The organism is Corynebacterium tuberculostearicum, from assembly GCF_032821615.1.
GTDB lineage: Bacteria > Actinomycetota > Actinomycetes > Mycobacteriales > Mycobacteriaceae > Corynebacterium > Corynebacterium tuberculostearicum_H.
Window position 1 is genome coordinate 258281 of sequence record NZ_JAVBIF010000001.1, and the last position, 20751, is coordinate 279031.

The 20751-nt window shown below is 60.8% G+C and carries 16 protein-coding genes; 8 read left to right on the forward strand and 8 right to left on the reverse strand.

The annotated features are described in order from the left end of the window. The first annotated feature begins 65 nt into the window (after positions 1–65). Positions 66–962 (forward strand): NAD(P)/FAD-dependent oxidoreductase, encoded by an 897-nt coding sequence (locus RAE09_RS01255; RefSeq protein ID WP_316980751.1) that lies wholly within the window; start codon positions 66–68, stop codon positions 960–962. Positions 963–1070: 108 nt separating this feature from the next. Here RAE09_RS01255 and RAE09_RS01260 read toward each other — a convergent pair whose 3' ends face one another. Both RAE09_RS01260 and RAE09_RS01265 read right to left on the reverse strand, forming a co-directional pair. Continuing rightward, positions 1071–1595 (reverse strand): carboxymuconolactone decarboxylase family protein, encoded by a 525-nt coding sequence (locus tag RAE09_RS01260; protein WP_005325083.1) that lies wholly within the window; start codon positions 1593–1595, stop codon positions 1071–1073. A 97-nt stretch (positions 1596–1692) separates the two neighbouring features. Next, the gene (locus RAE09_RS01265; protein WP_023021385.1) at positions 1693–2286 is read right to left on the reverse strand and encodes a peroxiredoxin; all 594 of its coding nucleotides are present in this window, start codon (positions 2284–2286) and stop codon (positions 1693–1695) included. Between the two features lie 160 nt (positions 2287–2446). Between RAE09_RS01265 and RAE09_RS01270 the strand changes: the two genes are divergently transcribed. Beyond that, a complete protein-coding gene (locus RAE09_RS01270) occupies positions 2447–3391 on the forward strand; it encodes a hydrogen peroxide-inducible genes activator (protein WP_150850342.1) in 945 nt (314 codons plus the stop codon). A gap of 89 nt (positions 3392–3480) precedes the next feature. On the opposite strand, the gene RAE09_RS01275 is transcribed toward RAE09_RS01270, so the two are convergent. Then, a complete protein-coding gene (locus RAE09_RS01275) occupies positions 3481–4389 on the reverse strand; it encodes a hypothetical protein (protein ID WP_150850341.1) in 909 nt (302 codons plus the stop codon). Positions 4390–4495: 106 nt separating this feature from the next. On the opposite strand from RAE09_RS01275, the gene hrpA reads away from it, so the two are divergent. Continuing rightward, positions 4496–8383 (forward strand): ATP-dependent RNA helicase HrpA, encoded by a 3888-nt coding sequence (hrpA, locus tag RAE09_RS01280; protein ID WP_316980752.1) that lies wholly within the window; start codon positions 4496–4498, stop codon positions 8381–8383. Here the strand turns inward: hrpA and nrdR are convergent. Further along, entirely contained in the window at positions 8380–8838 is a 459-nt protein-coding gene (gene nrdR, locus RAE09_RS01285) for a transcriptional regulator NrdR (protein WP_005328590.1), read from the reverse strand. The two genes, hrpA and nrdR, sit on opposite strands and share 4 nt — an antisense overlap. A 730-nt stretch (positions 8839–9568) precedes the next feature. Between nrdR and lexA the strand changes: the two genes are divergently transcribed. Continuing rightward, a complete protein-coding gene (lexA, locus tag RAE09_RS01290; protein ID WP_150851050.1) occupies positions 9569–10273 on the forward strand; it encodes a transcriptional repressor LexA in 705 nt (234 codons plus the stop codon). Between the two features lie 359 nt (positions 10274–10632). Next, positions 10633–11415: a DeoR/GlpR family DNA-binding transcription regulator gene (locus RAE09_RS01295; protein ID WP_250408393.1), complete on the forward strand. Its 783-nt coding sequence runs from the start codon at positions 10633–10635 to the stop codon at positions 11413–11415. Between the two features lie 21 nt (positions 11416–11436). On the opposite strand, the gene ptsP is transcribed toward RAE09_RS01295, so the two are convergent. Then, complete coding sequence (gene ptsP / locus RAE09_RS01300) at positions 11437–13125, reverse strand: phosphoenolpyruvate--protein phosphotransferase (protein WP_316980753.1); 1689 nt, start codon at positions 13123–13125, stop codon at positions 11437–11439. A gap of 197 nt (positions 13126–13322) precedes the next feature. Here ptsP and RAE09_RS01305 point away from each other — a divergent pair, with 197 nt between their 5' ends. Genes RAE09_RS01305 through RAE09_RS01315 form a run of 3 tightly spaced genes read left to right on the forward strand, consistent with a single transcriptional unit; the run spans position 13323 to position 16743 of the window. Continuing rightward, positions 13323–14288, forward strand: a complete 966-nt coding sequence (locus tag RAE09_RS01305; RefSeq protein ID WP_200435542.1) for a 1-phosphofructokinase family hexose kinase — start codon at positions 13323–13325, stop codon at positions 14286–14288. A gap of 13 nt (positions 14289–14301) precedes the next feature. After that, positions 14302–16419, forward strand: a complete 2118-nt coding sequence (locus RAE09_RS01310) for a PTS fructose transporter subunit IIABC (protein ID WP_316980754.1) — start codon at positions 14302–14304, stop codon at positions 16417–16419. 54 nt (positions 16420–16473) lie between these two features. Continuing rightward, positions 16474–16743, forward strand: a complete 270-nt coding sequence (locus RAE09_RS01315) for an HPr family phosphocarrier protein (protein WP_005325102.1) — start codon at positions 16474–16476, stop codon at positions 16741–16743. Between the two features lie 68 nt (positions 16744–16811). On the opposite strand, the gene RAE09_RS01320 is transcribed toward RAE09_RS01315, so the two are convergent. From RAE09_RS01320 to hflX, 3 genes are all read right to left on the reverse strand, one after another. Continuing rightward, on the reverse strand, positions 16812–17801 hold the full coding sequence (locus RAE09_RS01320) for an HNH endonuclease signature motif containing protein (RefSeq protein ID WP_302257920.1): 990 nt from the start codon (positions 17799–17801) through the stop codon (positions 16812–16814). A 131-nt stretch (positions 17802–17932) separates the two neighbouring features. Beyond that, the gene (locus RAE09_RS01325; protein WP_040425259.1) at positions 17933–19213 is read right to left on the reverse strand and encodes a uracil-xanthine permease family protein; all 1281 of its coding nucleotides are present in this window, start codon (positions 19211–19213) and stop codon (positions 17933–17935) included. Positions 19214–19244: 31 nt separating this feature from the next. Continuing rightward, positions 19245–20738: a GTPase HflX gene (hflX, locus tag RAE09_RS01330; protein ID WP_150851071.1), complete on the reverse strand. Its 1494-nt coding sequence runs from the start codon at positions 20736–20738 to the stop codon at positions 19245–19247. Positions 20739–20751 lie beyond the last annotated feature (13 nt).

Here is a 20751-nt window from a genome sequence, read left to right on the forward strand (position 1 = left end):
TGACGCCTGCCACAAACTACTGAAAACCATTGCCATTTAAACCCTCCTCTGGTTTACTCGGGGCCATGCAGACAGTAGATACCCTCATCATCGGCGGTGGCGCGGCCGGCCTGCAGGCAGCCCTAGTCATGGTCCGCGCCCGCCGCAGCGTGCTCATTGTTGATTCCGCCACTCCCCGCAACCGTTTCGCCCATGAAATTCATGGAGTCATTGCCCTCGAGGGCACGCCACCCCTTGAGTTTCAAGAGCGCGGCAAGGAGCAGCTGCGCAGCTATGGCGCGCAGATCGTGAACGCCACCGTGGATTCCGTCACCGATAATGACCGCACGCTCACCGCCACGTTGAGCAACGGTGAGACCATCGCTGCCCGCTCTATCATCGTCGCCAGCGGCGTGGACGACGAGCACCCAGCTATCCCGGGCCTGCAAGAAAACTGGGGAAATACGGTCCTCCACTGCCCCTACTGCCACGGATACGAGGTGGCGGACAAGAAGCTCGGCGTGCTCTACATCGGCGAGTTCTCCTTCCACCATGCCGCGGTTCTGCGCCAGTGGTCGAAGGACATCACCTTCTTCACCAATGGAATGGAATTCACCGACGAGCAGCGCGCGGACCTGACTCGGCGGGGCATTGCGCTTATCGACGGCCCCGTCACCGCCTTCCAAGACGGAAAAGTCCTGCTGGAAAGCGACGAGCATGCCGTCGATGCACTGTTTTACATGCCCATTCCCCGCCCTCACGATGAGTTCCTCGCTGACCTCAATCTTCAGCGCCACAGTCCGCCGTCGGGCATGGGCGGCAGCCTGATCAAAACGGGCCTCGCCGGTGCCACCAGCCACCCGCGCATCTGGGCCGTAGGCAACGTGGTCAACCCACCGGCGCAGGTAGCGATGGCGATGGGCGAGGCCACCGCCGCCGCCATTGCGGTCAATGCCTTCCTCGTCGAGGACGATTGGATTTAAATACGGTGGTGTGGCATGAAAGCCATCATCCAGACCAATCCGGAAGACCCACACTCGCTGGAGCTGGGGGGACGTCGGCAAGCGCGAGGGCGGCTATAAGCCAGACTTTTAGCGTGCGGCCTCAATCTGGACAGCCTGTGCCACAGCTTGAACTACGGCAGCGACCTTAACGGCCTCCCAGATCTGCTCCTTGCTCAGGCCAGCCTCGTTGACTTCCTGGGCGTGGGCGCCGAAGCAGTGCTCGCAGCCATTGATGGCGGAGACTGCGGTATTCCACAGCTCGAAGTTGGCCTTGTCCACGCCTGGCTTGGAGATAATGTTCATGCGCAGGCCGAACTTAACCCGTGCGTAGTCATCGCCCAACCAGCCCTTGGCGCGGTAGGCAACATTGTTCATAGCCATAACGGTGGCTGCGCCGTAGGCTGCCTCGATAGCTTCCTCAGACAGGTGCTCCTTTGCTTCCTCCGCAATCTCAGACAGCACGGTGTCATTGCGGGTTGCGGCGGCCGATGCCAGCAGGCAGCCCCAGAGCTGCTCCTCGTCCAGGTCCTTGGAACGGGTCAGGGTGCCCAAGTTGAGCTTCTGGTCCTTGGCGTACTCCGGTAGGGAAGACTTCAGATTATCAATAGACATAACTTTTCTCCTTTGATATTTTGATAGGAATTTGCTGCGCTGGATTCAAAAGGAAACCCCGCCACGAAAGCGGGGTAAACCTGCATCTCAGTGAGATTTAGAGTGCGGACTGAACGACGTCCATCTTGTTGATGTTCTTGGTTGGGTCGTTCTTCTCCCAGTTGCAAGCGCAGACCTCTTCGGACTGCAGGGCGTCGAGCACGCGCAGAACCTCGTCTACGTTACGGCCGACAGCATCCGGGGTAACGGAAACGAACTGGATAACGCCATCTGGGTCGATAATGAAGGTAGCGCGGTCAGCAACGCCATCAGCGTTTTCTACGCCCAGTGCACGGATGAGGTCGTGGCGCACGTCGGAGAACATCGGGAAAGGAACTTCCTTCAGCTCTGGGTGGGTTGCGCGCCAGTTGAAGTGAGCGAACTCGTTATCGGTGGAGCCGCCGAGGATCTGGGTATCGCGGTCTTGGAACTCCTCGTCCAGCTTGCCAAAGGCAGCGATCTCGGTCGGGCAAACGAAGGTGAAGTCCTTCGGGTAGAAGAAGACGACCTTCCACTTGCCCTCGTACTTGTCCAAGGATACCTGCTCGAAGTAGTCCTCCGGCTGGTTAGCGTTGACGTCGTGCAGGTCGCCACCGGTCAGGGCGGTGAGGTTGAACTCTGGGAACTTTTCGCCGACGGTCAAAATAGGCATAGTCTTCAACTCCTTTAGCAAAGGCTTTTCCTCTAAGTTTCCTGCCGCTTGGCGTACAAGCAGCGGGGCCGGACCGTGTCCGGCCCAACACGATCAGTTATACCATCTTTTCCGCTCGCGTCAATAGCAAATCCTATAGGTAAGTGTTAGAGTGATAGGCATGCATAATAAAGAGTATCGCCCTACACTTGCTCAGCTGCGCACCTTTGTCACCGTTGCGGAAAACAAGCACTTTGGTACCGCGGCCGCCAAACTCGAAATCTCTCAGCCCTCCCTCTCTCAGGGCCTCGTTGCCCTCGAGCAGGGCTTGGGCCTGCAGCTTATCGAGCGCTCTACCCGCAAAGTCATCGTCACCTCGGCCGGTGAGACCCTCCTCCCCTACGCCAAGGCCACTCTTGAAGCCGCCGATACCTTCCTCGCCCACGCTCGCGGCGCCAACGGCACCCTCGCCGGCCCGCTGACCATCGGCGTTATCCCCACCATCGCCCCCTACATCCTTCCCGATCTACTCTCCATGCTGGCTGAAGCCTACCCGGACCTCGAGCCGCGCTTCGTCGAGGAGCAAACCCAGCACCTCATTACTCGCCTGCGCAATGGCAACTTGGATCTTGCCATCATGGCCCTTCCGTCGGAGGCCACCGGCATGGTCGATAGCCCGCTGTACACGGAGAAATTCTCCATTGTCTGCCCGCCCGATCACCCCATCGCCGGCCGCGAGGATGTCGAGCTTGCGGAGCTCAAGGACTTGGATTTACTGCTGCTTGACGACGGCCACTGCTTGCGCGACCAAGTAGTCGACCTCTGCCGCCATGCCGATATCAACCCAGCCGAGGCCACCAATTCCGTCACCCGGGCCTCTTCCCTAACCACCATCATGCAGCTGGTCATGGGCGGCCTGGGCTGCACCCTCGTCCCCGAATCCGCCCTGGCCACCGAATGCCATGGCAAGGACGTCGCCATCGCCCACTTTGCCTCCGATGTCACCGCCGAGCGCGAGGTGGGCCTCGTGTTCCGTTCCTCCGCCGCCCGCGCCGAGGAATTCCGCGAATTCGGCACGCTCATCACCTCCGCCTATAACAAGGCGATTGAGCGCTCCCGGCAGTAGTCTCACCCGGCGGCCCCACACGGGGGCGTCGCCAAGCACGCCAAAGGCCACCGCCCCTAACTGGAACGGTGGCCTTCAACTATGGTGCGCTACGCCTGTGGAAAGATGTTGCGCCCCGCGCACTGGCGGAACATATGCGCCTGTGCCAAGAGCGTCACCGGATACGCCACGATAAGGCCGATACCTAAAAGCAAGAAGCCGCCGATGATGATGAAAAAGTTCAAAATTGCCAGTAGCAACAGTTGACCGTAGTTGTTCTTACCTGCCTGAAAGCCCTTCTTCACGGCGTCACCAACGCTATCGCCGTCGGCCGCGAACCATTGCATCAGCGAGAAGAATGGTTGGATAAAGAAGCTAATCAGCGAAATCACGGCCATGATGCCCATGACGCTTAATACTGCCGCAACTGCTTCGTCCTCCGTCATATTCTCGGCGTCGTTAAGCAACCCATAGACAGTTCCGCCTACTGCAGCGAATGCAATGAGGCTCGCCACCGCCCCGATGACAAGCATGATGACCAGCGGCTGCCACCAACGCACGTTCTTAAAAAGGTAACCCCAACCGGTGCGGGCGTCATCGATCTGGAAAAGCGCTAGGCGCATAATTACCAGCGACAATACAAGGCTTAGGACAGTCGAAATGAGCTGAGAAACCCAAGAACCCGCGGTTGGCTCACCCGAGCCGGAGTAGCTCGCGGCATTAATGCCGCCAGCAATGGCTACAAAAACGATACTTAGAACAAAAAGCGCTAGTGCTCCCAGAATCCACAGCTTCCAATTGCCAAAGACAGTCCGAAAAGCCCAAGAAACCGCATCTATTGCGGAGGCCTTACCGGTAAACGGCCGCTGGCCTGCTTGGTAGCCCACATAGCCTTGGGTATTTTCTTCATGGCTTCCGCCATAGGACGGAAGCTGTCCGTAGTTTGGTCGGTCCTCGGGGTGATCGGTCGGCTCGTAGCGCGGAAAATCATCATTTCCACCCGCATACGGGTTTGTCATAGGCGGTGCTCCTCCTTCAGGAATGCACATAGAAAAATGGATAAGTATTTTAACTTTAACAACTTTTTCCTCATTTCAGGTGGACGGGTAAACTCGTTGCCTAGTCATGACTAAGAACGAATCCCCTTCTCGCGACGAGCTCTTCGCCGCACTCGAAAATGTCACTTTGGCCGAGGCGCGCTCCTTCCGCCGCCGCCTCAAGAAGGCCCGTGCGCCTAAAGCTCTGCAAGAAATCGGCGCTGAAATCCATGCCGCGGCCGATCGCGTCGCACTTACCGACGCCGCCGTTCCCAGCATCACCTACCCCGACGCCCTCCCCGTCACCGCCCGCAAGGACGATATCGCCGAGGCAATTCGGGACAACCAGGTCGTCATCATCGCTGGTGAGACCGGTTCTGGTAAGACCACCCAGATCCCGAAAATCTGTCTCGAGCTAGGCCGCGGCCGGCGCGGGTTCATCGGCCATACCCAGCCGCGCCGTATTGCAGCGCGCACCGTGGCCGAACGCATCGCCTCGGAACTGGACCAGAAAATCGGCGAGTCCGTCGGCTACGCCATCCGCTTCGATGACCGCGTCTCTGAGACCACCGCCGTCAAGCTGATGACCGACGGCATTCTGCTCGCCGAGATGCAACGCGACCGCTTCCTTAATAAGTACGACACCATCATTATCGATGAGGCCCACGAGCGCTCGCTCAATATTGACTTCCTCTTGGGCTACTTGAAGCGCCTATTGCCCAAGCGTCCCGACCTCAAGGTGATCATCACCTCCGCAACCATCGACCCTGAAAGCTTCGCCGCCCATTTTGCCGACGCCGACGGCAACCCCGCCCCCATTATCGAGGTCTCCGGCCGCACCTACCCCGTAGAAATCCGCTACCGGCCACTCGAATTCGAGGCCGGCGGAAAAGTCGTAGACCAAGACCCGCTCGACGGCTTGACCGAGGCCATCGAAGAGCTCATGCGTGAAGGCGACGGCGATATCCTGTGCTTCTTTCCTGGCGAGCGAGATATCCGCGATGCCATGGAGGCCATCGAAGGCAAAAAGTGGAAAAACGTCGAGGTCACTCCCCTCTTTGGCCGCCTATCTAACCAAGAGCAGCACCGCGTGTTTAGCGAGCACCGCGGCCGCCGCATCGTCTTGGCCACCAATATCGCCGAAACCTCGCTTACCGTGCCCGGCATCCGCTATGTCGTCGATACCGGCACCGCCCGTATCTCGCGATATTCCACGCGCACCAAAGTCCAGCGCCTGCCTATCGAGCCTATCTCGCAGGCCTCCGCCAACCAGCGCTCCGGCCGCTGCGGCCGCGTTGCCGATGGCATCGCCATTCGCCTCTATAGCGAACAGGACTTTGAAAGCCGCCCCGAATTCACCGACCCAGAGATTCTGCGCACCAACCTCGCCAGCGTCATCTTGCAGATGGTCTCGCTCAAGCTAGGCGACATCGAACAATTCCCCTTCATCCAGCCGCCCGAGCACAAGGCCATCCGCGATGGTCTCACGCTTCTCCACGAGCTCGGTGCCCTCCACGACAAGCAAGACAAGCCCTCGCTGACCACCATCGGCCGCGATCTTGCCCGCATCCCCCTGGATCCGCGCATGGCGCGCATGCTCATTGAAGCCAATACCAACGGATGCCTTGATGATGTCATGGTCATCGTTGCCGCCATGACCATCCAAGATGTGCGCGAGCGTCCCCTCGACTTCCAAGCCCAGGCCGACCAAGCCCACGCCCGCTTCAAGGACAAGACCTCGGATTTCTTGTCCATGCTCAAGCTGTGGGATTACATCAAGCAAACCCGCAATGAGCAATCCGGCAATAAGTTCCGCAAGCGCATGAAGCAGGAATTCCTCCACTACATGCGCATCCGGGAGTGGTTTGACTTGGTGCGCCAGCTCAAGGACGTCGCCAAGCAGCTGGGCTGGACCTACCAGGAAGGCACCGAGCGCCGCTCCGATGACATCCACATGTCCCTCCTTTCGGGCCTGCTCTCCAATATCGGCGCCCGCGATGGCAATTCCAAGGAGTTCCAGGGCGCGCGCAACACCCGCTTCCTGGTATTCCCCGGCTCCGCCCTGGCTAAAAAGCCTCCCGAGTTCCTCATGGCTGCCGAGCTGGTGGAAACTTCCCGCCTCTGGGCGCGCGATGTCGCCGCCATCGATCCTGCCTGGGTAGAAAAGCTCGGCGCGGACCTGCTCAAGCACAACTACTCCGAGCCCACCTGGTCCCGCAAGCGCGCCGCCGCCATCGCGCACCAAAAATCCACGCTCTACGGCGTGCCCATCGTGGCCGACCGCACCGTGCCCTACCACCGCGTCGATCCCGCCGCTGCCCGCGATATGTTCATCCGCAACGCCCTTATCGCCGGAGACTGGAACACCCACCACGCCTTCTTCAAGGCCAACGCCCAAGCGCTTGACGACGCCGCCGCATACGAAGAAAAGGCCCGCCGCCGCGGCCTCATCGTAGACGAAGACACGCTCTTCGATTTCTATGACCAGCGCATTCCGGAAAAAGTTACCACTGGCCGCCACTTTGACTCGTGGTGGAAAAAGGAGCGCCGCCGCACTCCTGACCTGCTGGATTTTGATCCCGCAAAGCTCATCGACGACTCCCACGAGGTCACCGAGGAATCCTTCCCCGACCACTGGCGCAAGGGCTCTATCGATTACGAACTGACCTACAAGTTCGAGCCCGGCGATCCTCTCGACGGCGTCACCGTAATGGTTCCCATTCCTATGCTCGCCGGCTTGGATACCGAAGGCTTCGATTGGCTCGTTCCGGGTCTGCGTCTCGAGCTCGTCACCGAGCTCATCCGCAGCCTGCCCAAGGCCCTGCGCCGCACTGTCGTACCCGCGCCCGAATTTGCCGAGCGCGCCGTCGACCGCCTCATCCCTTATGAAGGCTCCATCACGCAGCAGCTTGCCGACGTCCTCCGCGAACTCGGCGGTCAAGGAATCAACGCCACCGACTTCCAGGCCAGCAAGCTACCCGCCCACCTGCGGATGAACTACGGGGCCATCGATAAGCGCGGCAAAATCGTCGACTCGGACCGCGACCTCGCGGCGCTCGTCCGACGGCAGGCCGGACACATCAAGTCCTCCGTATCCCGCGTCTCGCGCACCTCCGAGTCCACCGCCGTCAGCGAATGGACCGACGACACCCTCGGCACCATCGATGACACGGTAACGACCACCGTCGACGGCCACGAAGTCACCGCCTACCCTGCCCTGGTCGCTACCAAGGACGGCGTCGAACTCAAGGTTCATCCCACCAAGGCCGCCGCAGATGCCGCCATGGTAACGACCACCCTTACGCTCCTCATGCGTGAGATATCCGTCAACGCCTCCCAAATGGTCAAGGGCCTGCCATTGCAACAGCGCGTCGCCGTCGATTCCTATCCGCACGGCGGCGCCGACGGCCTTGTCAATGACGCCCGCATCGCCGCGATCCGCGACCTGATGCTCGAAGCCGGCGGGCCCGTCCGCACCCCCGCGGCGTTTCAGAAGCTTAAAGACACCGTCAAGCCCCAGGTCCCAGGCCGCGTACGCCAGGCAGTGGTAGCTATTGCCCCCGGACTCGCCGAGTACTCCAACCTGCGAGCGGAACTCGCTCATTGGGACGGTCCAGCAATCGATGACATGCGCGCACAACTGGATTTCCTCCTTCCCCGAAACGCCATCACTGTCCATGGAATGTCCCATCTGCGCCATCTACCGCGATATATCCAAGCCATGCGCATTCGCCTAGAGGATATGAACCTTGACCCCGACCGCGATGCAGACCGTCAAGCCGAGGTTGATAACGCCAAGGCCTACCTATCCAACCGCCTGCGCAATCTACCGGCCGGCCGCGAAAAGACCCGCGAGGTCAAGGACGTGCGTTGGATGATAGAGGAACTTCGAGTTTCCCTTTTTGCTCAGCGCCTTGGCACAGCCCATGCCGTTTCACTCCGGCGCATCCAAAAGGCGGTGGACAAACTGCGCTAAAAGTCCTCGCGATCGCGCCTTCGCATCAGGCGAATCTCGGATTCAAAGTCATCTGCGCTTTCAAAGGATTTATACACGGAGGCGAAGCGCAGATAGGCCACCTCGTCAAGGTCCCGCAGTGGTTCCAGGATAGCCAAGCCAATCTCGTTCGCGTTGACCTGCGAGGAGCCATGACTGCGCACGGTCTCCTCCACTTCTTGCGCCAGCTTCTTCAGGGCATCGTCGCTTACATCTCGCCCCTGGCAGGCACGGCGGACACCGCGAATCAATTTATCTCTGCTGAAAGGCTCGGCCAGACCGTTTCTCTTCACCACAAGCAACACGGCCTTCTCAACCGTGGTAAAGCGCCCCTTGCACGAAGCACACTCGCGCCGGCGACGAATCGACGCTCCAGCATCGACCACACGCGAGTCGATGACGCGGGATTGCTCATTGTGACAAAAGGGGCAATACACAGTGGTCCTTTCACTGACGTTGTTACGCCAGTAGTTTACTCACCTTCAATTCCGTGCGACCACCGGGCTTCGCCCCCACCGGTCCCCCTAGCGTGTTACTGCAGCCTCTACTTGTTGCACATTAGAAGCCGGCGGTTGCGGTGCACTGTTTCCTTCAGCACCAGCTAGTCCTCCTAGCAAAGTGCCCACAAAGACCGCTACACCAAACACTGCGCCCAATGCGTAGTTACCTGTGTTCGACTCACCCACGCTGTTTCGGCCCCTATTCGATCTGTCCCCAGAGCCTCCGGCCGACGTGCGGTTCGAACGATAGGTCGTGCGATCTTCCACACGTAGAGTTCGAACATACCGAGAGTTTGCAGTACCGCGGACGGCAGAACCGTAGCCACGCTCCACATCCCATACGGATGCAGAAGGCACCACTACAGGTTCGGTAGCGTTGCGAGTTACCAGGTTATTGCGAGAATTGATCAGCAGAGACATGACTTTCCTTTCGACGACTGAACCCACCGTAGGCACCTCATGCGACACGTCATGACCCCCAGTCGCCATAATGTTCGATTTAGTTGGTACGTTCGATTTATAGCATCGCTTCGAATACTTGTCCACCCCAACGAGCAAATCTCGAACATCTGTACTTTTCGTGCTACAAATGACGTGTGGCAACTTTCAGCGCCGCCAGCTAACAGACCACCGATAAATCCACCCGATCCCCTCCGAGGAGCCAGCAATGGGCCGCAAGCCAAAGAAGACCACCGAGAAGACCGACTACGCCTCCCTATCTGACCGCCAGCGACGCATCCTCAATGTCATTAGTGACGCCGTTATGTTGCGTGGTTACCCACCAAGCATTCGCGAAATTGGTGACGCAGCGGGGCTGCAGTCCACGTCATCGGTTGCCTATCAGCTAAAACAATTGGAAGAGAAAGGGTTTTTGCGCCGAGACCCTAATAAGCCGCGTGCCGTAGATGTTCGCCACCTTAATACGGATGATGGCGCCAAAAAGCCTGGCCGCAAGCCGGCTAAGCCCGAGCAGCAAGTTCCGGAGGATGCAGGTGCCGTTTCCTATATTCCTGTGGTCGGCCGTATCGCTGCGGGAGCACCCATTACCGCAGAGGAAAACGTCGACACATACTTCCCCATGCCTGACGAGGTGGTCGGTGGCGGCGACCTTTATATGCTGCAAGTAGTCGGCGACTCGATGCAGGATGCCGGCATCCTTGACGGCGACTGGGTAATCATTCGTTCCCAGTCAGTCGCAGAGGAGGGCGAGTTCGTGGCCGCCCTGCTCGAAGGATCTGAAGCTACCGTCAAGGAGTTCCACCGCGATTCCTCCGGTGTGTGGCTACTTCCTCACAATGAGGCCTACGCTCCCATCAACGGCGATGATGCGGAAATCATGGGCAAGGTCGTATCGGTATTCCGTAAGCTTTAACCACGCACCTGACGCAGATTCTATGACCCCGCAAGGGCCAAGCGTGGCCCTCGCGGGGCCTACCTATGTACACCCTTCGTTGACGCGGCCCGTTTCCTGCCACCCCCATTTTGGCTCCATTTCGGACCCGGACACCAAAAGAGACGAAAATCCCACTTTCCCACTTTTACCTCTGACCAGGTACTTCAGCGCACCGGGTATTGAATGCAGCCGTGCAAATTTTTACTTTAGTCCGTTTATTCCCGATTTTTGAGACAATGGACTAAGCAAAACAACATCGCCGGATTTTCACTTCCGCATAAAGTGGCAATTTTTACCCCCACGCCATGACGCGATGTCTCTAGATTCAAGGAGGAATCATGTACGCAGAAGAGCGGCGTCGCCAAATTGCTTCCCTCACCGCCGTTGAAGGCCGTGTCAACGTCACTGAACTCTCAGAGCGCTTCGAAGTCACGGCCGAGACCATTCGGCGCGACCTTGCCGTGCTTGATCGTGAGGGCGTCGTCCACCGCGTGCACGGCGGCGCGGTAGCCTCCCAAACCTTCCAAACCGCGGAGCTTACCTTGGATACTCGCCAGCGGTCCGCCTCCGGTGCAAAAGCAGCCATCGCCCGCGCGGCCCTCGACTTTCTCCCCCACGGCGGCGGCAGCATTTTCTTGGACGCAGGCACCACCATTAACGCGTTCGCGGAGCTCATTGGACAGCAATACCCGCAAGCGCAGTTCAATATTGTCTCCAATAGCTTGCCTATTGCTCTGTCGCTAGCAAGCAACGGTGTGCCAGACGTCCAGCTACTTGGCGGTACGGTCCGCGCGATTACCCAGGCCGTCGTTGGCGATACCGCACTGCGCACCCTGGCGATGATGCGTGCCGACGTCGCCTTTATCGGCACCAATGCCCTTACCCTGGACCATGGCTTGTCGACGGCCGACTCCCAAGAGGCAGCCATCAAATCCGCCTTTGTCACCAATGCCCACAAAGTAGTGGTCATGTGTGACTCCAGCAAGCTGGGCAATGATTACTTGGTAAGTTTCGCCTCTGCCGCCGATATCGACGTCGTCATCACTGACGCCGCTGCCCCCGATTCCTTCGTGGAGGCGCTGCGCGAGCGCGAAATTGAGGTCGTGCTCGCCAGCGAGTAATCCCCCGATCCTTCGCCTCCTTTAGGCGAAGGACTCCATGCGTTCTACCACTGCGGTACGGGCAGCGTCAGGGCTTTCCGCATCCAGTGCCACCTCGGCAAGCTGCTGGCACTGTTCTAAGGTAACCTCTGCCAGCTGCGCGCCGACGCCCGCAACTGCGGTCGACGCTGCGGATAGCGAATTTACGCCCAAGCCGGTAAGCACGCAGGCCAGCATTGGGTCGGCCGCCGCCTCACCGCACACGCCTACCGCAACGTTATTGGCCTGGCCCACGATGCAGGTGTGCTGAATGAGCCGCAGCACAGCCGGCTGCCACGGGTCGGTCAGGTAGGCCAGCTGAGGCGACAGGCGGTCCGCGGCCATAGTGTACTGAGTCAGGTCATTAGTGCCGATGGACACGAAATCAAGGTGCGGCATGATTTTATCCGCCATGAGCGCTGCGGCCGGAACCTCAATCATGGCGCCGGCAGTCAGGCCGCGCTCGCGGCACAGGCTAGCAAACCACTGGGCCTCGGTAGAGGTGGCAACCATAGGAGCCATCACCCAGGTAGAGGCTTTGTCATCGCGAGCCTCAGCCGCTTGGGCAATCGCATCCAGCTGGCGGGTCAGCAGAGCCTCATTATCGCGTGCAATACGCAGACCACGAACACCCAATGCTGGGTTTTCTTCGGAGCTCAGCGTGGCATAGGAAATGGGCTTATCGGAGCCAGCATCTAGCGTACGCACGACAACCTTGGATTCAGGGAAGGCATTAAAGACCTTGCCGTAAATCTTTGCCTGCTCGTCAACGCTGGGCTCTTCACTGGCCGAGAGGAACGATAGTTCCGTGCGGTACAGGCCGATACCCTCTGCCTGCGAATCCGAAGCAATGCGGGCGGCGTTGCCATCAGCGACGTTGGCAAGCAGCTGCACGCGGTGGCCATCTTTGGTTTCCGCCGGGCCGCGCCACTGAGCAACGCGTGCCGCCCGCTCGCGATACTCGGCCACAGCCTTTCTGGAAGCCTCTTCGTCGGCCCCAAGGGTGACGGCGCCCACTGCGCCATCGACAAATACCAGCGTGCCGCTTTCAATATCGCTCAGCGCGGCACCTACAGCAACGATGCACGGAATATCCAACTGACGGGCGATGATGGCCGTATGGCTGGTAGGTCCACCAAGTTCGGTAACAAGGGCCTTGATGTGCTTGGTATCCAGCGTCGCGGTATCGGCCGGGGCCAAATCGTCCGCGAACAGCACGGCCTCGCCGTCTACGAGCGGCAGGCCCGGCTCGTCCTCGCCGCGCAGCTCTGCGATTACGCGGTCGCGCACGTCCTTCAAGTCAGTGGTGCGCTCTGCCATCACTCCGCCGGCGGCTTCGAACATGGTGACAAACTTATCGGTGGCGCCGACAGTAGCGAACTCCGCATTCCGGCCGGTGCGGATGTTTTTGCGCACGGCCTTATGCCAGCCTCGGTCCTTGACCATGCCGGCCGTTGCAGTCAGAACTTCCGCAGCCTGGCCTTCGGCGGCAGCAGCCCGCTGCTCCAAGCGGCCAGCGACAGTATCTACGGCCGCAAGGAAGCGGTCGTACTCAGAATCGCTCGCTTGCTCTGGGTCAATGCTTCCCTCGGTAGGCAGGGCCGGGCGAGGGCGGACCCACACGGCTTCGGCGTAGGCGACTCCGGCAACGACACCGGTTCCTTTGATTGTGGACTCAGACGCGTTTTCCATGAGCGTACTTCCTTCGAAGATAGCGGTTTATTAACTTCCAGAACACCACAAATCGGATAGAAAAGCAATGTATACCACAGAAATTCTGTTGACTTTCGGACACAATCGGACAAGAATCAACATTAAGGGCGGGCCATGCCCGCGAGGTCCTCTCCAACGGCGTTCGGCCCCAATATACAACCTGCGAAAGGGACGACTTGATTCTCACGCTGACCCCCAATCCCAGTATCGACGCCACCCTTGTGCTCAGCGAGCCATTGACCTCCGGTGATGTCCACCGGGCCAGCGAGGTCACACAGGTTGCTGGCGGCAAGGGTGTAAACGTCACTCATGCCGTGCACTTGGCCGGCGAGCAATCCTTGGCTCTTTTCCCGGCCCACGACTCCGATTCTTTCCTAAATCTCATCCACTCGGCCGGGCTGCCTTCCTCTGCAATCCCCATGGACGGCACAGTTCGCGTCAATACCACCATCACAGAGCCTGATGGCACTACCACCAAGGTCAACGGCCCAGGCCCTGCGCTTTCCGACGCCGACTCCCAAGCCATTACCTCCGAGCTCACCGCCCGCGCCCTTGCCTCCGACTGGGTGGTCCTAGCCGGCTCCCTGCCGCGTGGCGTTAACACCGATTGGTATTGCGACCTCATCTCCGCGGTCCGCGCGGCCGCACCACAGGCTCGCATTGCCGTCGATACGTCAGATGCCCCAATGCAGGCCATTGGCGAAAGCCTCAATTCTGCTGCGCCGGATCTCATTAAGCCGAACGGCCTAGAGCTCGGCCAGCTCACCGGAACCGACGGCCGCGAACTAGAAAACCAGGCCGCACGCGGCGAGTACTCGGGGGTTGTTCGGGCGGCCCGGGACGTCGTCAAGCAGGGCATCGCAGAAGTACTCGTCACCCTTGGCGGTGCCGGCGCGGTGCTGGTTACCGCGGATGGCGCTTGGGCTGCAACTCCACCGCCAGCAACGGTGAAATCCACCGTAGGCGCCGGTGACGCCGCGCTCGCCGGATACCTCCTCGGCCGCACCACCGGTAAGTCGCCGGCCGATAGTCTCGCGCAGTCGGTGGCCTACGGAACTGCGGCTGCATCCAAACAAGGCACCCAATTCCCTCGCCCAGAAGAACTCGATATCGCACATACCCTCGTGAACTCGCTAGCCTAAGGAGTGCCTAATCATGGCTTCCGACCTCATCACTACCGACCTAGTCGCGCTCGACGCCGACTTCGGCGACAGCGTTGACTCCGTCATCACTAACCTGGCCACGCTAGTCCATGACACCGGCCGAGCCACCGACATCGCCGGTTTGGCACAGCCCGCCATCGACCGCGAGGCCAAGGCCGGCACCGGCGTCCCTGGCGGAGTCGCCATTCCGCACTGCCGCTCCGAGGCAGTGACCGAACCCACCCTCGCATTCGCCCGCCTAAGCCGCGGCGTGGATTTCTCCGGCCCCGACGGCGACGCCCAGCTGGTCTTTCTCATCGCTGCTCCGGCCGGCGGCGGCAAAGCCCACTTGAAGATTTTGTCCAAGTTGGCCCGCGCTCTAGTACGCAAGGACTTCCTCGAGTCCCTGCGCAACGCCCCCACCAAGGAGGAAATCGTTCGGCTTGTGCTGGACGTTGTCAATGCCGAAAAGCCGAAGAAGAAGCCAGTCGAAGACCCAGCCGCCCAGGGCGCTGCTGCCGGCACTGCCGCAACCGGTGCCGGTGCCGCCGGCTCCTCCGCCGCCGCGCCCTCGGCCGCAACCCCTGCCAGCGCAGAGCCTTCGGCCGATGTCACCCGCATCGTGGCCATCACCGCCTGCCCCACCGGCATCGCCCACACCTACATGGCGGCCGACGCCCTCACCCAAACCGCGGCCGAGCGTGACGACGTATCTCTGACCGTTGAGACGCAGGGCTCGTCTAATAATGAGTCTGTCTCCCAATCCACAATCGACGCGGCCGATGCGGTCATCTTCGCCACGGACGTCGGCGTGCGCGACCGCGAACGCTTCGCCGGCAAGCCGGTAATCGAATCCGGCGTCAAACGCGCCATCAATGAGCCCGGCACCATGCTCGACGAGGCCGTCGCTGCCGCTCACAACCCGCACACCCACAAGGTCTCTGGCACCGCTACCCGCGCCGACGCGGAAGAAGAAGGTCAGTCTCTCGGTTGGGGCAAGCGCATCCAACAGGCAATTATGACCGGCGTGTCCTATATGGTCCCGTTCGTCGCGGCCGGCGGCCTGCTGCTCGCCCTGGGCTTCCTTTTCGGCGGCGCCGATATGGCCAACGGCTGGCAGGCACTATCGACGGACTTTTCGCTCGGCAACCTCCCCGGCCACGACGTGACCATTGACGGCGAACTCATGCACTTCGAGCGCTCCGGCCTGCTGCTCTACCTTGGCGCAGTTCTCTTCGCTATAGGCCAAACAGCAATGAGCTTCATCGTCGCCGCGCTGTCGGGCTACATCGCCTTTGCGCTGGCCGGCCGTCCGGGCATTGCTCCGGGCTTCGCTGGCGGCGCCATCGCCGTTATCTTGGGCGCTGGATTCATCGGCGGCCTGGTTACTGGCCTGCTGGCAGGCTTCATCGCGATGTGGATTGGCAACTGGAAGGTACCGCGTTGGCTAGGCTCGCTCATGCCGGTTGTTATTATCCCGCTGCTGACCTCTCTAATCGTCGGCCTCGCAATGTACCTGCTGCTGGGTGCACCGTTGGCAGCCATCATGGAAGGCCTGCAAAATTGGCTATCGTCCATGTCCGGTTCCTCGGCTGTATTGCTGGGCATCATTCTCGGCCTGATGATGTGCTTCGACTTGGGCGGCCCAGTCAATAAGGCGGCCTACCTCTTCGCCACGGCCGGGCTGTCTACCGGTGACGAGTCCTCCATGCAGATCATGGCCGCCGTCATGGCGTCCGGCATGGTCGCACCAATTGCGCTGTCGCTGGCTACGTTTATCCGCAAGTCGCTGTTTACCCCGGCCGAGCAGGAGAACGGCAAGTCTGCCTGGCTGCTGGGTCTGTCCTTCGTCTCGGAGGGCGCCATCCCGTTTGCGGCGGCCGATCCGTTCCGCGTCATCCCTTCGATGATGGCCGGCGGCGCGGTGACGGGCGCGATTTCGATGGCCCTGTCGGTCGGTTCCCGTGCCCCGCACGGCGGCGTGTTCGTCTTCTTCGCCATCGACCCGTTCTGGGGCTACCTCGTGGCCATCGCGGCCGGCGTGGTTGTCTCCACTGCGGCGGTGCTGGCGATGAAGCAATTCTGGCCTAACAGGGCCGCCGAAGAAGCCGCCCAGAACGTGGCAGCATAAACCAAACACTCGTACACTGGATTCTAAAAATCCCCGTAAGAAAGGATATTTTCGATGGCTTCCAAGACTGTAAAGGTTGGCTCCTCTGTAGGCCTGCACGCACGTCCTGCATCTATTATCGCGGACGCTGCCGGCGAGTTCGATGAGGATATCTTCCTCAACCTGGTCGGCGATGATGATGAGGATGAGACCGATGCGGCCTCTTCCCTGATGATCATGGCTCTTGGCGCAGAACAGGGCGATGAGGTTACCGTTACCTCCGAAAACGAAGAAGCAGTGGAAAAGATTGCTGCTCTCATCGAGAAGGACCTGGACGCTTCCTAAGTCCTAAAACGGTTCCACTTTAGGCTCCCCACCCTTGCGGTAGGGAGCTTTTCGCTTGCCGACGCCACCTATCCCCACGGTGGCACCCACCTCACCTGCCCGCGCACCCGGGCTAGCCGGCCACGGCGCGGCGGGGCGTTGGGGTCATCGTCATTGACGCCATTGTGATAGGGACAGCAGGTCGCAAGGTTCGCAGCGTTGGTCTCGCCGCCATGCTTCCAGGCTTTGAGGTGGTGAATCTGGCACCTGTCGGCGGGATAGTTGCAGCTCTCCCACGGGCATACCGGGTTGACCGCAGCCGCCATGAGCCGCTGCTTGTCATTGGCCACGCGCGAGGTCCGGTAGAGGTTGACCGGCCCCTCATGGGGATGGACGAGCGTGACATAGCCGTGCTCGCTCAGTGTCCGCGCGACAAGCTCCGCTCCGGTGATTCGAGCGCCATTGGTGAGTTGGAGGGTAATTTCCTCGCCGCCGCCGTCGACTATTCGGTCGAGCTCGTCAAGGGTGAGAACCACCTGCGTCGTCACCGTCGCCCGCGTTGCATCCGCCTTGCCAAAGAAGAGGTCTTTGGCAGATTCCAGGGGCTTATTGGCATCCAATGCAGCGTGCATATCCGCCACATCGGCCGAATCCCCGGTAATGGTCAGTGACCATGGGCCGCCGGAGCGGCGGGTAATGCGCACTCCCTTTTCGGGCGCGCGGCGCGGTCGCAGCTCGCGTACCAAAGCGCGGGCACGCTTTTCCAAGGCGGTGGCGCTGCCGCGAAAGGAACACAGTTCGGTGCGTAGGGTCCAGGCATCGCGCTGCGTCGGCAAGCGCAAGGCGTATTTTTCAATCAGCAGTAGCACGTCGAGGGAATGCCTAGTCTGCCGCGCCGCTCGCTGTTTAGCAGCAAAGCCGCACCGGCCGAAATAGGTATCGCATAGACGCAGCAGGTCGCGCGCGGCGATGTCGGAGGCGCCCCGCGCGATGAGCTCGCGATCGCTCAGCCCTTGAACGGCGGCGACAATGTCCATGCCGGCGTTCACGGCGTTTAAGTATGCGTCCAATGCGGTCATGCCGCTAAGTTAAATAGCCCCCACACGCCCACGCGAGCCGCATATCGGCCCGCTGTGGATAACCCGCGTTGGCCCGTCAACAACACTGCCCGCCGCGGGCGCGCGACGGGCAGTTATCCACAGGTGGAAAATTAGTACTTGGCGCCGTGACCCTCGCCGACGGAATCGTAAAGCTTCTTCATAATCGGATAGGCCACGATGATGCCTACCGAGCCCCACGCAATGCCCTCGAGGGAAACCCCACCCACGGTGAGGGTCAGGTTGCCAATGCCCGCGATAAGCGCCACCGCGGCCGCAGTCAGGTTGACCGGGTTATTGAAATTGACCTTATTGTCCATCCAGATGCGCACACCTAGCATGCCGATGAGTCCATACAGCACGATGCAGGCGCCGCCCAGAACGCCGGTCGGGATGGTGAAAATCAGCGCACCAAACTTCGGCACGAAGGCCAAAAGGATGGCGGTAAAGGCTGCTACCCAGTAAGCGGCGGTGGAATACACGCGCGTTGCGGCCATGACGCCGATATTTTCGGCGTAGGTCGTGGTACCGGAGCCGCCGAAGCCGCCGGCAAGGGTGGACGCGAGGCCATCGGCGATCAGGGCGTCACCGGCCAGGTCATCGAGGTCGCGTTTGGTCATCTCGGAGACGGCCTTGACGTGGCCGACGTTTTCCGCGATGAGAACTACCAGTACGGGAAGTGCCACGGCAATGGCGGAGACGTTGAAGGAAGGCGCGTGGAATTCCGGCAGGCCCACCCACGGGGCGGCATCGATGGCCGCGACGGCGTCATCGCCGAGGTTGCCGGTCAGCGCGGCGAAGACCCAGCCGACGACCACGCCGAGCAGAATGGATAGGCGCGAGACCATACCGCGGCCGGCCACGGTGGCCAGCAAGATGACGAGCAGCGTCACGGCGGCCACGAGCGGCTGGGAGGCGAAGTTCTCGGCCGCATTCGGCGCTAGGTTCAGGCCGATGAGGGCCACGATTGCACCAGTGACGGCCGGCGGCATGACGGCGTCGAGCACGCGGCGGCCGGCGATTTTGACTGCCACACCCACCGCGGCCAAGACGAGGCCGGTGACCAAAATGGAGCCAGCTTGCGCGGCAATACCGTACTGCTGCGACGCCGAAAGCGGCGCGATGAACGCGAACGAGGAACCGAGGTAAGACGGCAGCCGGTTGCGCGTGATAAGCAGGAACAAAATGGTTCCGAGACCGGAAAAGAGCAGCGTCGTATTGACGGGGAATCCGGTCAAAGTGGGAACCAAAAGCGTAGCGCCGAACATGGCCACCACGTGCTGCATTCCGATGCCGATGGTTCGGCCCCAGCTGAGTCGTTCTTCCGGCGCCACGACCGCGCCCGGTGCAATCCTTTTACCGTCTCCGTGGACGGTCCAACCTTTTAAGCTCACGAGCCTTAATTATGGATCACCCAGGTTGGTTTTAGGAAACTTCCTCCACGATGAATTCGGCGAGTTCGCGGGCGGTGGGTGCGGGAAGGCGGACGTCGACAAGCGTGCCATCGGCCGTGTACTCCTCGTGGCGCACCGTGCCCTCGGCGTGAACGCGGGCGACCACATCGCCGCGGGTGAAGGGAACCTGCAGCTTGACGTGGCTATCGCGGGAGTTGAGAAAAAGCTCCACGCGCGCGGTCAGCTCGTCGATTCCCTCGCCCGTGCGCGCGGATACGTAGACAACATCCTCGTGGTCGAGTACGTGACGCAACTCGGCGAGCACAAGCGGGTCGGCCTGGTCGATCTTGTTGATCACGATGATCTCGGGCGGGGCCTGCTCGCCGGTTTCCGCGACAATGTCATAGATGACCTGGTTGACGGCCTCAATCTGCTTGAGCGGGAAGGGGTCAGAGCCATCGACCACGTGCAACATAATATCGGCGGCCAGCACCTCTTCCAGGGTGGATTTGAAGGCCTCGACCAGCTGCGTGGGCAGGTGGCGGACAAAGCCGACGGTGTCGGTGAAGACGACCTGGCGGCCGTCGGCAAGCGTGGCACGGCGAGTGGTGGGGTCCAACGTGGCAAAGAGTGCGTCCTCCACCAGCACGCCGGCGCCGGTCATAGCGTTAATGAGCGAGGACTTTCCGGCATTGGTGTAGCCGGCAATGGCTATCTGCGCGATGGTGGAGCGCTGGCGCTTGGAACGCTTGACCTCACGGGCGGTCTTCATAGCGCGCAGCTCCTTGCGCAGCCGGGCCATCTCCGTGCGGATGCGGCGACGATCCGTCTCGATCTTGGTCTCACCGGGACCACGCAGGCCCACGCCGCCGTTGGAGCCGGCGCGGCCGCCCGCCTGGCGCGAAAGGTTGCCGCCCCAACCACGGGTATGGGTGTAGAGGTATTCCAGTTGCGCCAAGGAAACCTGCGCCTTGCCCTCTTTGGACTTGGCGTGCTGGGCAAAGATGTCAAGGATGAGCATCGTGCGGTCAATGACCTTGGTGTTAAGCGCGCGCTCGAGAGCGGTGAGCTGGCCGGGGTTGAGCTCGCCATCGCACACCACGGTATCGGCGCCGGTGGCCTCGACGATGTCGCGCAATTCCTTGACCTTGCCGGAGCCAATGAAGGTGCCGGAATCAGGCTTATCGCGCTTTTGGTAGATCATCTCTACTACTTCGGCGCCGGCGGTCTCGGTCAGCGCCGCGAGCTCGTCCATGGTGGCTTCGACTTCGGCCACGGTGCCTTCGGTCCACACGCCCACCAGGATGACGCGCTCGAGGCGCAGCTTTCGGTACTCCACCTCATAGCCATCGGTGGTGTCTTCGGCGCGGATGGTGGTCTCACGGGTAACGCGACGGAAGGCGTTACGCTCTGCCAGGTCAAGGTCACCGGTGGTGGGCGTCGCCTCTGGTGCGGCCGGGGCGTCGTTAAAGCGGAACGCGCGGGCGAGGAGATCGTCGTTATTGTGCTGGGAAAATTCGGTCATACTACCTCTCATT